This is a genomic window from Humibacillus sp. DSM 29435 (assembly GCF_001758225.1).
GTDB lineage: Bacteria > Actinomycetota > Actinomycetes > Actinomycetales > Dermatophilaceae > DSM-29435.
Map to the genome: position 1 here is coordinate 53,288 of NZ_MAST01000023.1, position 12,927 is coordinate 66,214.

Genomic DNA, 12,927 nt, shown 5'->3' on the forward strand with positions numbered 1-12,927 from the left:
GGCTGCGGCGACGAACGAGCCGCACTCTCCCTCGGTTCAACCGTCCCGGTGTGGCGCGATCACCGTGTCGAAACACCGGTCGTTCGCGTCTATGACGGGTATCCGCGCCTGAAGGTGGGTGCCGCGACCCGGTGGGCTCGAGATCGTGAGCACGCCGTCACTGGCCTGCACCCGGTCCTGGAGGCCGGTCAGCCCGGTACCGGCGTCGGCGTCGGCACCGCCCGCACCGTCGTCGACGACGTTGATGACGAGCACGTCATCGCACAGGGCGACGTCGACGCGGGCACGCCCCGCCCGCGCGTGCTTCACGACGTTGGTCAACGCCTCGGCGACCACGAAGTAAGCCGTTGTCTCGACCTTCGTAGAGAGACGCGGCGCCTCGACCCGAATGCTGACCGGCAGGGCCAGATCGTCGGCCAACGACACCACACCCCGCCTGAGGCCACCCAAGGTCAAGGACGCAGGCAGGATGCCGTGCACCAGGTCACGCAGCTCCTGGCTGGCCCGCTCCGCGTTCCGCAGCGCCTCCGTCAAGAGACGTTCTGCCTGACCGTCGCCGGCCGTCATGGCTTCGCGGGCCAGCTTGAGGTTGATGATGGTGTGCACCAGCTGTTGCTGGGCCCCGTCGTGGACGTCGCGTTGCACGCGTCGACGAGTCTCGTCGGCGGTGGTGAGCACTCGCCGTCGGGAGGCCAGCAGCGCGTTCTTGTTCTGGGCTGCAGCAATGGCCGCCGCCGAGAGCTCCGCGAACTGCATGAGGCGGCTCTCGGTGCGCGGTGGGATCGGCGAGCCCGACGTGGTGGTCGACAGCGTGCCCCACACCGAGCCCTCCACGATCACGGGCACCGTCACCGCCCCGACGATTCCGAGACCGGCCGCAACGGCCGCGAGGGACGTCGCGGCGAAGTCATCGACGCGATGCGGTTTTCCGGTCTGCCTGACGATGCCGGTGCCGGTGTCGTCGGTCAGCGGCACCCGCAGTCCTACGGGGGCAGGACTATTGCACGCCGCGATCACCATGGCCTCACCCTCGCCGCCGTACCGCATCAGGGCCGCCGCCATTCCCCCCATCAGCTTCGAAGCCTCGCGCGCCGTTGCCTCGAGAACCTGCTCCAGCGGAGCGCCACGGGCTACGAGCTCCGCGACGATACGCAACGCTGTCTGCTCCTCCGCGACCTCACGCAGCTCGGCCCGGGACTCGGCGGCCGAGATCCCGGTTCCCGCCAGCTCGGCGAAGCTGACCAGGTGCTCCTCCGTGCCGCCCGGCAGTGGTCGGTCGTTACCGACCACGACGAGGACACCCCAGAGGTGCCCACGGATGAAGATCGGCACGGCGACCGTTGCGCTGAACCCACGGCCCGCCACGACCTCCGCCCAACCACCCGCAACCCCGGACAGGTCATCGACCCGCGCCGGACGCCCGGTTCGCCAGACCTGCGGAATGGCGCCCCCACCCTCTACGGAGGCGCGCATCCCGACCGCGATCCCCTCCGGGGCACCGGCCAGGGAGACGATGCTCGAGTACCCGTCCCTCCCGAACCGGAGCAAAGACGTGAACTCGACGCCGGCCAGGCGCGCGGCCTGGTCGCTGACCGCCTGCATGACCGCTTCGACCGGCGCCTCCCGGGCAGCCAGCTCGGCCACTCGACGCAACGCCGCCTGCTCGGCCGCGAGAGCCTGAGCCCGAGCGCGAGCCTCCGCGTTCACCAACGCGGCCGCGACCAGCGCGGCGAACTGCTCGAGCCGGCGTTCGGTGTCGGGAAGCAGTCGATGCTCGAGAGAGGTGCAACCGAGAACGCCCCACACCTGGGTCCCGACGATGATCGGCACACCGACGCTCAACCGGATGCCGCGCTCGTTTCTCGCCTGGGTCAAGGCAGTCTCACTCTGGTGGTCGTCTGAGCGGGCCGGACACCGGGTGCGGCGGATCGCGGCGACCAGCCCCAGGTCGGCAGGCAACGTCAGGCGAGTGCCGACCGCAGAACCGCTCCGGCCCACCCCCACCACGGTGGCGCACATCTCGCCGTCGACGCGCAGCAGGGTGGTGCACTCTCCCACCAGATCGGCGGCCTCAGCGGCGACCGAGCCGAGGAGAACCTCCTGAGACACCCCTTGGGCCATCAAGTCGACCACCCGCCGCAGCGCCGCCTGTTCCCGGGCCATGGCTTCGAGCTCGTCGCTGGCCTGCGCGCCGGCGATGGCCGTCACGGCGATGCCCACGACCCGGCACGAACGTGGTGCCGCATCGGGCGGGAGTGACTGACCGTGCCTGCGTTCGCGGAGACGAGAAAGCCCTGCCCGTCCTTATCGAAACAGCCCACCCTGGCGGGGAGTACATCCAGAACGGCGGATGCCGCCTGGGCCTGCGCCACGAGCCCCTGTGACATCAACGCCGCGCCATCAGTTCTGAGCCATCAGCGCAAGGCGTCGCGCTGGCGCACGTACGCGAGAACGGCATGCACGCGGCGATGCTCACTGCTCTCGGACTCGAGGCCGAGCTTACGAAAGATGGCCGTGATGTGCTTCTCCACCGAGGCTCCACTGATGAACAGCCGCTGGGCGATCCCCGGGTTGGACTTGCCCTCGGCCATGACGGCCAGCACCGCCCTCTCTCGCTCAGTGAGAGCCGCGAGAAGGTCCCCCGGGCGGTGTCTTCCCAGCATTCGAGCGACGACTTCCGGGTCGAGCACGCTGCCTCCGGCGGCGACCCGCCCGACGGCATCCACAAAGCTCCCCACGTCACCGATCCGCTCCTTGAGCAGGTAACCGACGCCCTCGGGCCGGTCACCGATCAGGTCAAGAGCCAGTGCTGGCTCGCAGTACTGAGACAGCACCAGCACCCCGCTCTGCGGCAGCCGGCGACGAATCTGTAGAGCCGCAAGCAACCCATCGTCCTCGCCTCTGGGCGGCATCCGCACGTCGATGATCGCCACGTCAGGTCGTTCCACCAGAGCTCGACGTAGCAGGTCCTCAGCATCGCCTGACTGCGCCACGACCTCGTGTCCGGCCTCCGCCAGAATTCGCGCGACCCCCTCGCGAAGCAGAACATCGTCCTCGCCGATGGCCACCCGCAAGGCGGCCCCGGCGCTCATCCGCGATCCCGCGAGTCGAGCAGGCTGCGCAAGGTGTCCTCGGAGAGGTCCTCCTTGGCGACGAACCCCAGAGCGCCGGCCCGGTGCGCGGCCGTGACATGGGCTGGGCTGCTGTCTGAGGAGACCACTACAACCTCTGGGGGCCGCGACATCGCCAGGAGCATTCCGGCGAGGGCGAACCCATCGCCGTCGGGCAGCCTGACGTCGACGATGGCCACGTCCGGATGGGTCGCAGCCGCGAGCCTGAGGGCCTGCCCGACCCCCTCCGCCTCACCGGTGACGCGGTGGCCCCACCCCGTCAGCACGCGGGCCGCCAGCGCGCGAAAGCCTGGGTCGTCATCAACGATGAGAATCCTCCGACCGGACACACTCTCATGCTCGCACCCACCTTCGGGTTCCGAAGGTAGGGAGAACCCGAAAGCATCTTCTGGCGGGCGGTCTGGTCCGTCACCGGCTCGGCGCGCACGCTTCAAAGCGTACGCCGCCAATCGAAGCCGGAGGAAGACCATGGGCACCATCAACGTCGGCGCGGAGAACACCGCACCCATCGACCTGTACTACGAGGACAACGGCGCCGGCTCCCCCGTCGTGCTGCTGCACGGCTGGCCGCTGGACAGCCGCTCCTGGGAGCCACAGCTGCCTGCGCTCGTGCAGGCGGGATACCGCGTCGTGACCTACGACCGTCGCGGGTTCGGCCGATCCAGCCGGCCGAGCTCCGGCTACGACTTCGACACCCTGGCCGCCGACCTGAGCGCCGTGATCGAGCACCTGGACCTGCACGACGTCACCCTTGTCGGCTTCTCCTTGGGCACCGGCGAGCTGGCCCGCTACATCGGCCGGCACGGCACCGACCGGGTTCGCTCCTGCGTCATGATCGAGAGCCTGGCCCCGAGCTTCGCCCAGTCGCCGCAGAACCCGCAGGGCGCCGACCAGGCTGCCGTCGCCGGGGTGCAGCAGGCCATCCTCAGCGACCGGTACGCCTGGTTGACCGGGCTGCTGGGCGACTTCCTCAACCTCGAGCAGTACCTCGGCAAAAGGGTCAGTGAGGAGACGGTTCGAGCGATGTGGCAAGCCGGAGCAGACGCCTCACCGCTGGCCACCTGGGCCTGCCCTGAGGGCTGGCTCGACGACTTCAGCGCCGACATCGCCCGGATCGACGTGCCCACCCTGGTGCTGCACGGCACCGCCGACCGCATCCTGTCGATCGAGGGTCAGGGACGCCGCCTGCACGCCGCTCTTCCGCAGGCCCGTTACGTCGAGGTCGACGGCGGGCCCCACGTCATGTGTGTCACCCACGCCGATGAGGTCAACCGGGAGCTGCTCGGCTTCCTCGGCGATGTGTCTGAGGGAAAGCGCTCGTGAGCGCGGGACCATCCACGTCGCCGGCACCCGACGCGCTCACGGCCCGGCTGAAGCGCACCGAAGTGCAGCGCGAGGAGTCCTCCATCCCGGGCCGGCTCATCGTTCAGGTGCTCACCGAGATTCCCGTCGGGGTTGCGTCCGGGTGGCACACCCACCCGGGCGAGGAGGTCGGCTACATCCTCGCCGGCACCGTCGAGATGGCGATCAGGGGTCGTTCTACGATCGTCCTCCACGCGGGAGACGGCTTCCTCATCCCGCCGTCCACGCCACACAACGCCACCGACCTCGGCCCCGGCACCGGCCAGATGCTGTCGGTCTACCTGGTCGACCCCGGTCAACCTCTCGCCTCGCTCACCGGGGGGCTGACCGTGAGACAGCTCCTCCGCGCGCAGACGCCGGTACTCGACATCGCCTACTACGACGAAGGCCCCGCGGACGGTGAGCCGGTCGTGCTGCTGCACGGGTATCCCTACGACGTGAACAGCTTTGTCGATGTCGTGCCGCTGCTCGTCCGCGACGGGTTCCGGGTCATCGTGCCGTACCTGCGCGGTCACGGCCCCACGCGGTTTCTCGACGCCAACACCTGCCGGTCCGGCGAGCAGGCGGCTCTGGGTAAGGACGTCGTCGACCTGCTCGACGCCTTGGGTCTGCCCCGCGCCACGCTGGCAGGGTACGACTGGGGAGCCCGGGCGGCGTGCGTCGTCGCAGCCCTGTGGCCGCAGCGGTGTACGGCCCTGGTCAGCGTCAACGGCTACCTCATCCAGAACATCGCAGTGGCGGCCACCCCACTGCGGCCTGACCTCGAGGCCGGCTTCTGGTACTTCTTCTACTTTCTCACGGCCCGCGGCGAGGCGGGGTTGCGCGCCAACCGCCGCGAGATCGCCCACGTCATCTGGGTCCGTAACTCGCCGGCCTGGTCCTTCAGCGAGACCGTGTTCGACACGGTGGCGGAGGCGTTCGACAACCCCGACTACGTCGACGTCGTGCTGCACTCCTACCGGCATCGTCTCGGCTACGCCGAGGGTGACGAGACCTACGCCGACATCGAAGCGGCGCTGGCCGGTCAGCCGACCATCTCCGTGCCGACCGTCACCCTCGACGGCGAGGCCGACGGGAACTTCCCTGCCACCGATGGCTCCTCGGCCGCCGCCCGCTTCACCGGTCCTCGAACACACCACACCGTTCCGGCGGCCGGCCACAACCTGCCTGCCGAAGCACCAGCGGCCTTCGCCGCGGCTGTGCTCGAGGCCACCGGCCTGAAGGTGGTGGGCGCGGGGGCCGCGCCATGAGCGGTGCGTACGGGGACGTCGCCTTCACGCGGGACGTTCGAGCGGCCCAGACGCACTACGGGCGAAGTGCCGCACTGGCCCGGCTGGGCATGGGTGAGCGGTTCGCCAGCGCGGTGGACGAGCCGGAGCAGGCCCTTTCCAGCCTTGAGGCGGCGTTCATTCGCGATCGCGACGGCTTCTACCTCGCGACCGTGTCCAGCACCGGCTGGCCCTACGTTCAGTTTCGCGGCGGCCCACCCGGCTTCGTCCAGGTGACCGACGAGCACACCCTGCGCTGGGCGGACTTTCGCGGCAACTGCCAGCTGGTCAGCACCGGCAACCTGTCCGGCTCGAACAAGGTGTCGTTGTTCTTCATGGACTACCCCCGTCAGGCCCGGCTCAAGGTGTATGGCCATGCCGTCGTGCTCGATGCCCGCGAGGCCAGAGACCAGGTCGAAGAGGTGGCCGTGCCGGGCTACCGGGGCATCGTGGAACGGGTCGTCACCGTTCGCGTCGTGGCCTACGACTGGAACTGCCCGAGCCACATCACCCCGCGCTACACGATTCCCGAGCTCCAAGGCGTTCTTGGTCCTCGAGGGAACAGCAACACCCACAACCCAACCGAGGGAGAAGATCATGAGAAGCAAGAGACGCGACGATGACCGCCAAGGCGACCAGGAGCCATCCGGCACGCCCAGGCGTTCGATGCTTGCAGCCGGCGCCGGTATCGCCGTGGGCGCGGCCACCTTGGGCGCGGCCGGTTCGGCGTCCGCCGCCAGCCCGAACACGGTCGAGACGCTCACTGCGGCTCGGTCGCACGAACCCGGAACCCGGATCCCGGTCGCACCCGGCGTCTCGGTCAACATCTCGGACCAGGATGGTGGCCGACGGGGCACCGTCGTCTTCGTTCCTGGTTGGCCGCTGTCCTCCGCGACGTTCGAGTACACCTACCAGTTCCTCGCCGACCACGGCTACCGCGCCATCGGCATCGACCAACGCGGCTTCGGCCTCTCCGATGCCCCCTACGGGCCGTATGACTACAACGTGTGGGCCCGCGACATCCTGACCGTCCTGCAGAGCCTCTCGCTACGCAACGTCACCCTCGTCGGTCACTCCATGGGCGCCGCCGTCGCCCTGCGACACGCAGCCCGGTTCGGCAGCCGCATCAGCAAGCTGGTGCTGGCAGAGATACCCGCCCCACGCTTCGTCTACGGGTCGAAGTCGGCAGACCTGACGGCCGCGATCAACGGCCTGATCGCCGGCTACGCCACCGACCGGGCGGCGACGGTCCGGTCGTTCAGCGGCAACTTCTTCGCCACCCACACCGACATCACCACCGACCCGTTCCTCCAGTTCTTCGAACGCCAGTGCCTCGACCAGGCATCGCTGCCCGCCAGCCGCGCCGGGTTGATCGCCCTCCGCGACACCGACCTCACCTCCGACCTCGCCAAGGTCTCGGTCAAGACCCTCGTCTTCCACGCCATCAACGACAAGATCGTGCCGCTCGACCACGGGCAAGCCGTCGCCGACGGCATCCGTCGGGCCAGGCTCGTCACCTTCGCCACGGCCGGACACGCCGTCTACGTCGACGAACCCGAGAAGTTCAACCGGGAACTGCTCGACTTCATCCGCTAGTCATGACCACGGAGCTACGCGACGGCCGAATCGGCGCGTCGGCCGGCCGTCCGGCGCCGAAAAGGCCTGTGCGTGCGCGGGTTCTGCCCGGGCTGACGGTGGTGCGCTGGCTCACCACCACCGATCACAAGGTGATCGGCAACCTCTACTTCATCACCTCGTTCGGGTGGTTCCTGCTCGGCGGCATCCTGGCCCTGCTGATCCGGGGCGAGCTGGCCGCTCCGGGTCTGCAGATCGTCGACAACCCCGAGCAGTACAACCAGCTCTTCACGATGCACGGCACGATCATGCTGCTGCTCTTCGCGACGCCCCTCTTCGCGGGGTTCGCGAACGCGATCATGCCACTGCAGATCGGCGCCCCCGACGTCGCCTTCCCGCGCCTCAACATGTTCGCGTACTGGCTCTACCTCTTCGGCGGCATCATCGCCGCCGCCGGCTTTCTCACACCGGCCGGGGCCGCGTCGTTCGGCTGGACCGCCTACGCCCCGCTCTCGGACGTCAGCTACAGCCCCGGCCTCGGCGGCGACCTGTGGGTGTTCGGGCTGGCTCTGAGCGGGTTCGGCACCATCCTCGGCTCAGTCAACTTCATCACGACGATTCTGTGCCTGCGCGCCCCGGGCATGACGATGTTCCGGATGCCGATCTTCACCTGGAACGTGCTGGTGACCTCGCTGCTCGTGCTGATCGCCTTCCCCGTGCTCGCCGCTGCTCTCCTCGCCCTCGGAGCCGACCGCCGCTTCGGCGCGCACATCTTCGACCCCGACAACGGCGGCGCCATGCTCTGGCAGCACCTGTTCTGGTTCTTCGGCCACCCGGAGGTCTACATCATCGCGCTGCCGTTCTTCGGCATCGTGACCGAGGTCATCCCGGTCTTCTCCCGCAAACCTGTCTTCGGCTACCAGACCATGGTGTTCGCCACGATCAGCATCGCCGGACTCTCGACCGCCGTCTGGGCCCACCACATGTACGCCACCGGGCAGGTGCTGCTGCCCTTCTTCGCCGTCATGTCGATGCTCATCGCCATCCCGACCGGCACGAAGTTCTTCAACTGGATCGGCACCATGTGGAAGGGCCAGGTCACCTTCGAGACCCCCATGCTCTGGGCCTTCGGCTTCCTGGTCACCTTCCTCTTCGGCGGCCTCACAGGCGTCATCCTCGCCAGCCCCGCCCTCGACTTTCACCTCACCGACAGCTACTTCATCGTCGCGCACTTCCACTACACCGTCTTCGGCACCGTCGTGTTCGCAATGTTCTCGGGCTTCTACTTCTGGTGGCCCAAGCTGACGGGGCGGATGCTCGACGAGAGGCTCGGCAAGATCCACTTCTGGCTGCTCTTCATCGGCTTCCACACCACCTTTCTGGTCCAGCACTGGCTCGGCATCGAAGGCATGGCCCGTCGCTACCCCGACTACCTTCCAGCAGAGGGCTTCCAGCTGTTCAACCTCGTCTCGACGGCGGGCGCCGGACTGCTCGGCGTCTCGACCCTCCCGTTCCTCTACAACGTCTGGACGACCTGGCGCCACGCCCCACTCGTCCACACGCATGACCCCTGGGGCCACGGCGGGTCGCTCGAATGGGCCACCACGTGCCCACCCCCACGGCACAACTTCAGCTCGCTACCCCGCATCCGCTCCGAACGGCCGGCGTTCGACCTGCACCACCCTCAAGCCGCGTCGCACCCAGGCCCACCGCCCGACGCAGCCACGTTGGCCGAGGTCACGCCGGCCGGAGTCAGGCCAGACCACAGCTGACGACAACTGGGCGGGTTCGCCCCCGTGTCAGCTTCGCTCCCCAGACGACGCGGCGTCTTCCAGCGGAAGGGTTGCGTGCAACGTCGTTCCCACTCCTCGGGGACTGGTGATGGTGAGCTGACCTCCGCCGGCCTCGACGCGGTCGAGCAGCCCGATCAGACCCGTGCCGCCCACGAGGGCTGCACCACCGCATCCGTCATCGCTGACGACGACCGTCACGACGTCGCCGTTCAGCGTCACGTCGACGTCGGCATGGGTGGCGTGGGCGTGCTTCAGCACGTTGTTCAGGGCCTCGGCGATGATGAAGTAGGAAGTGGTCTCGGTCTTGACCGGAAGGCGTTGCGCGGCCACCCGAACGTCCACCGGCAGAGCCAGATCGGCCGCGAGCGACTCCACCCCGGCGCGAAGGCCGCCGAGGATCAGAGCCGCGGGAAGGATGCCGTGAACGATCTCTCGGAGGTCGTGGCTGGCTCGGACAGCATGGGCCAACGCTTCCTCGACGAGGGGCACGGCGGCGTCAGCCTCGTCAAGGACGTCTCGGGCCAGGTTGAGGCTGATGATGGTGTGGACGAGTCGCTGCTGTGCGGTGTCGTGCACGTCGCGTTGCAGCTGTCGGCGAGTCTCATCCGCCGTCGCCACCACGCGGGCCCGGGAGGCGCGGAGGTTGGCCTTGTTCTCCGCGTTGGCGATCGCGGCCGCCGCCAGGTCGGCAAACTGCGTCAGTCGCTCGAGTGACTCCTTCGAAGCGGACGTTTCGGGTCTGTCGGTCGCCAAGGCACCCCAGACGCGTCCCTCCACGATGACGGGCACGACGATTCCGGTGCCGATCCCCAAACGGTCGGTCAGCTCGGTGCGTGCACTGTTGTCGGCGCTGATGGTCGTGGGGCGGCCAGTGCGCAGCACGATCTCCAAGCCACCGGAGGCGCGGCCGCGCAACCCGACGACAGCCGGACTGCCTGACGCGGCGACGACAACGGCGTCCTGGCCGGGTCCGTAGCGCAGCAGCGCGGCAGTGACGTCACCGAGCAGTCGCGAGGCTTCCGTGGCCACAGCGACGAAGACGCTCTCCAGCGCCTCACCGCGGGCGACCAGCTCAGCGACTCGGCGAAAGGCCGAATGCTCGTCGACCAGTACCTGCCGGTCACGTCGGGCCCGCACCGCCGAGACCGCGGTGCCAGCAAGCTCTGCGAACCTCGTCAGCTGATCCTCGATGCCTTGGGGCAGCGGGTCACCGACGGCGACCAGCACTCCCCAGGGTTTGGTGCGGACAAGTACCGGGACGGCCACGATGGTGCTGAAGCCGACCCGGTGCGCGACCTGTTGCCACCCGCTGCCCGCAGTGACCGGACCCTCCACGCGAGCCGGCCGGCCGGTACGCCAGACTCTCTGAACCGGACCGTCACCGCCATCGGTATCGCGCATCCCAACCACGATCCCGTCGGGTGCACCAACAACGGCAACGATCACGCTCGAACCGCTCGGATCGAAGCGCAGCAGGTTGACGAACCTCACCCCGGTCAGCCGTGAGGTCTCGGCGACAACCGCTTCGAGCACCTCATCGCCCAAGGTCTCCTGTGCCGCAAGCTCGGCAATGCGTCGGAGCGCCGCTTGCTCGTCGGCCACGCGTTGCAGGTCTGCACCGGCTTCGCTGTTGGCGACAGCGGCTGCAACGAGCTCGGCGAACATGTTCAGCCGGTACTCGGTTCCGGCCGGCAGCGGAGCGGAGCCCGAGGTGGCGGTCAGCATGCCCCACACCGCGCCGCCGACCTTGATCGGCGCCGCGACGGCAGCACCCAGACCGAAGCGAACGGCGAGATCGGCGTCGCGCTGCACCGTGTAGTCATCGACCCGCACCGTGCAGCCGCGGCGCCGCACGCGGTCCGGAAGGGTCCTGGGTTTGAACCGGATTCTCGCGCCCAGCGGGGCCGGCCCCCCGTGAACGGCGACGACGACGAGCTCATCGCCCCCGAGGAACCGTGACAAGGTCATCGGCTGACCGTTGAGCAGGTCGGCCGCCTCCGCCGCCACGGCGTCGAAGATCTCCTGCTGAGGAACGGCCCGGGCGACCAGCTCCGCGACCTTTCGCAAGGCCGTCTGCTCGTGAGCGAGCTGCCGGATCTCCTGCTGCGCTTGGCTGTTGGCCAGAGCGCCGGTGACGAGCTCGGCGAACTGCTCGAGACGCTGGCGGTCGCCAGCCAGCTCGGCGCGCTCCGCGCCGAGAGCAGCCAAGGCACCCCACAAGCGGTCGTTGACGATGATCGGCAGGCTCGTCGTGTTGATGCCGTACGCCTTCTGGAAGATCCGGGTCACGATCGCGGAGAGATCAGGCCGTGGCGTCGACCACGGCCCGGACAGCGCACGGCGCAAGACGCGGTGGTCCTCGACGGTAGTGCTGATCTCGAGGTCGAGATCGATGGGGGCGTCATGACGCGCAACGACGGTGAAGGTCGGGTCGGCGTCGAGGCGGGCGAGCACCACGCCGCGTTCAGTGAGAGCCGATGCCCCTGTCGCGACCGCAGCCAGGAGCTCAGGCTGGGAGACGCCGTGGGCGACCAGCTCGGCAACGCGACGAAGGCCCATCTGAAGCTCGACCAGCGACGTGAGCTCAGCCCGCGCGCGGGCGTTGGTGATCGCGGTCGCGGCCAGCCGGGCGAAGGACTCGAGGCGCGCTTGGGTCGCCGCCCGTAGCGTCAGATGGTCGGCGAGCACGGTGATGGCGCCCCAGACCCGACCGGCCGCGATGATCGGGGCACCGATCCCGCTGGTCAGGCCGAGCTCACGTGCGGTGGCGGCGTTCCGGCCGGGAACGTCGTCGTAGCTGTCGAAGAGGAAGGAGTGCCCGGTGGCCCAGACGCGCTGCGCCACACCGTCGCCGTCACGGGCCAGACGCATTCCCACGTGCATGACGTGGCGAACCGCGTCGGCGCCCTGCATGGACACGATGACCGCCTGGCCGTCCGCTTCGTAGCGCAGCAACGTCGTGAAGTGCCCCCCACACAGCTGATGCGCTTCCATCGTGACTGCGTCGAACACCTCTGACGACCCAGAGTCCGCAGCAACCAGCTCGGCGATCCGTCGTAGGGCCGACTGCTCGGCGGCCATCGCCTGCAGCTGGACACGACTCTCGGCATTGGCCAACGCGAGGGCGACCAATGCGTTGACCTCCGACATCAGGGATGCTGCCTCGTCAGAGAACGGCTCAGGCCCTTCGAACGCCGCGACGCTGGCCCCCCATGTCTGCGCCCCCAGAACGATCGGCACCACAACGCCCGACCGGATGCCGAGATCGCGGCCTGCGCCCACGCCCTGTCGAGCGCCGCTGAGGGCTCCTGGGAGTACGCCTGGGAGTGCGTCTGAGCCGAACCACGAAGGCCGGGCGGTATCGCGGAGAGTGCGCAACCGGTCGTCGATCGGCTGGGACTGCCCGACAGTGGCCATCGGGTCCCCGTCGCTCCATCCCGCCAGTGGGGTGACCGTGTCACCCACCTCGAACCGCAGCAGTGAAGTGAGGTCGGCGTTCACCAGCTTCGCCACCGCAACGGGAACCGCCGCGAACAGCTGTTGGAGCGGAACCGCCCGCGCCACCAGCGTGGAGAGCTCGCGCAGGGCAGCGTGCTCGCGCGAGGTCCGCGCCGAACTGGCGCGGGACGAGATCTGCCCACTACCCATCAGACTCCGTACCTAGCAAGGTCGCCTCGGCCAGTAAGCCCCAAAATACCCGCTGAGACGATCCCGCGTCACTCTCAGGTAAGCGTGGTCTCCCAGACCCGACCGGCAGTCCAGAGCTGGCGCACTGTCCGCAGAGGGCGAGCCCGCCGT

The 12,927-nt window shown here is 68.7% G+C and carries 9 protein-coding genes; 5 read left to right on the forward strand and 4 right to left on the reverse strand.

The genetic code is table 11. The features are described from left to right. Window positions 1-36: 36 nt before the first annotated feature. From BA895_RS14100 to BA895_RS14110, 3 genes are all read right to left on the reverse strand, one after another. Entirely contained in the window at window positions 37-2,220 is a 2,184-nt protein-coding gene (locus BA895_RS14100; protein ID WP_070192534.1) for a GAF domain-containing sensor histidine kinase, read from the reverse strand. A gap of 194 nt (window positions 2,221-2,414) precedes the next feature. Beyond that, window positions 2,415-3,074, reverse strand: a complete 660-nt coding sequence (locus BA895_RS14105; protein WP_217493914.1) for a response regulator transcription factor — start codon at window positions 3,072-3,074, stop codon at window positions 2,415-2,417. Window positions 3,075-3,088: 14 nt separating this feature from the next. Continuing rightward, the gene (locus BA895_RS14110) at window positions 3,089-3,460 is read right to left on the reverse strand and encodes a response regulator (protein WP_070192536.1); all 372 of its coding nucleotides are present in this window, start codon (window positions 3,458-3,460) and stop codon (window positions 3,089-3,091) included. Between the two features lie 139 nt (window positions 3,461-3,599). Here BA895_RS14110 and BA895_RS14115 point away from each other — a divergent pair, with 139 nt between their 5' ends. From BA895_RS14115 to ctaD, 5 genes are read left to right on the forward strand one after another with little or no spacing between them, the layout of a single operon-like run. Continuing rightward, complete coding sequence (locus BA895_RS14115) at window positions 3,600-4,454, forward strand: alpha/beta fold hydrolase (RefSeq protein WP_070192537.1); 855 nt, start codon at window positions 3,600-3,602, stop codon at window positions 4,452-4,454. Further along, window positions 4,451-5,743 carry an alpha/beta fold hydrolase gene (locus tag BA895_RS24200; protein ID WP_083283363.1) on the forward strand — a complete coding sequence of 431 codons (1,293 nt, stop codon included), beginning with the start codon at window positions 4,451-4,453 and terminating at the stop codon, window positions 5,741-5,743. The genes BA895_RS14115 and BA895_RS24200 overlap by 4 nt, the downstream gene beginning before the upstream one ends. Then, window positions 5,740-6,384 (forward strand): pyridoxamine 5'-phosphate oxidase family protein, encoded by a 645-nt coding sequence (locus tag BA895_RS14125; RefSeq protein WP_070192538.1) that lies wholly within the window; start codon window positions 5,740-5,742, stop codon window positions 6,382-6,384. Before BA895_RS24200 ends, BA895_RS14125 begins: the two co-directional genes overlap by 4 nt. Further along, entirely contained in the window at window positions 6,359-7,357 is a 999-nt protein-coding gene (locus BA895_RS14130) for an alpha/beta fold hydrolase (RefSeq protein ID WP_083283364.1), read from the forward strand. Before BA895_RS14125 ends, BA895_RS14130 begins: the two co-directional genes overlap by 26 nt. A 2-nt stretch (window positions 7,358-7,359) precedes the next feature. Further along, window positions 7,360-9,108: a cytochrome c oxidase subunit I gene (gene ctaD / locus BA895_RS14135; RefSeq protein WP_083283365.1), complete on the forward strand. Its 1,749-nt coding sequence runs from the start codon at window positions 7,360-7,362 to the stop codon at window positions 9,106-9,108. Between the two features lie 27 nt (window positions 9,109-9,135). Here the strand turns inward: ctaD and BA895_RS14140 are convergent, their stop codons facing one another. After that, on the reverse strand, window positions 9,136-12,777 hold the full coding sequence (locus BA895_RS14140) for a GAF domain-containing protein (protein WP_070192539.1): 3,642 nt from the start codon (window positions 12,775-12,777) through the stop codon (window positions 9,136-9,138). Window positions 12,778-12,927 lie beyond the last annotated feature (150 nt).

What these genes read in the sequence shown, in the direction of transcription:
- BA895_RS14115 (WP_070192537.1), top strand. Translation starts at nt 3,600, where the DNA reads ATGGGCACCATCAACGTCGGCGCGGAGAACACCGCACCCATCGACCTG.
- ctaD (WP_083283365.1), top strand. Translation starts at nt 7,360, where the DNA reads ATGACCACGGAGCTACGCGACGGCCGAATCGGCGCGTCGGCCGGCCGT.
- BA895_RS14140 (WP_070192539.1), bottom strand. Translation starts at nt 12,777, where the DNA reads ATGGGTAGTGGGCAGATCTCGTCCCGCGCCAGTTCGGCGCGGACCTCG.
- BA895_RS14130 (WP_083283364.1), top strand. Translation starts at nt 6,359, where the DNA reads ATGAGAAGCAAGAGACGCGACGATGACCGCCAAGGCGACCAGGAGCCA.
- BA895_RS14125 (WP_070192538.1), top strand. Translation starts at nt 5,740, where the DNA reads ATGAGCGGTGCGTACGGGGACGTCGCCTTCACGCGGGACGTTCGAGCG.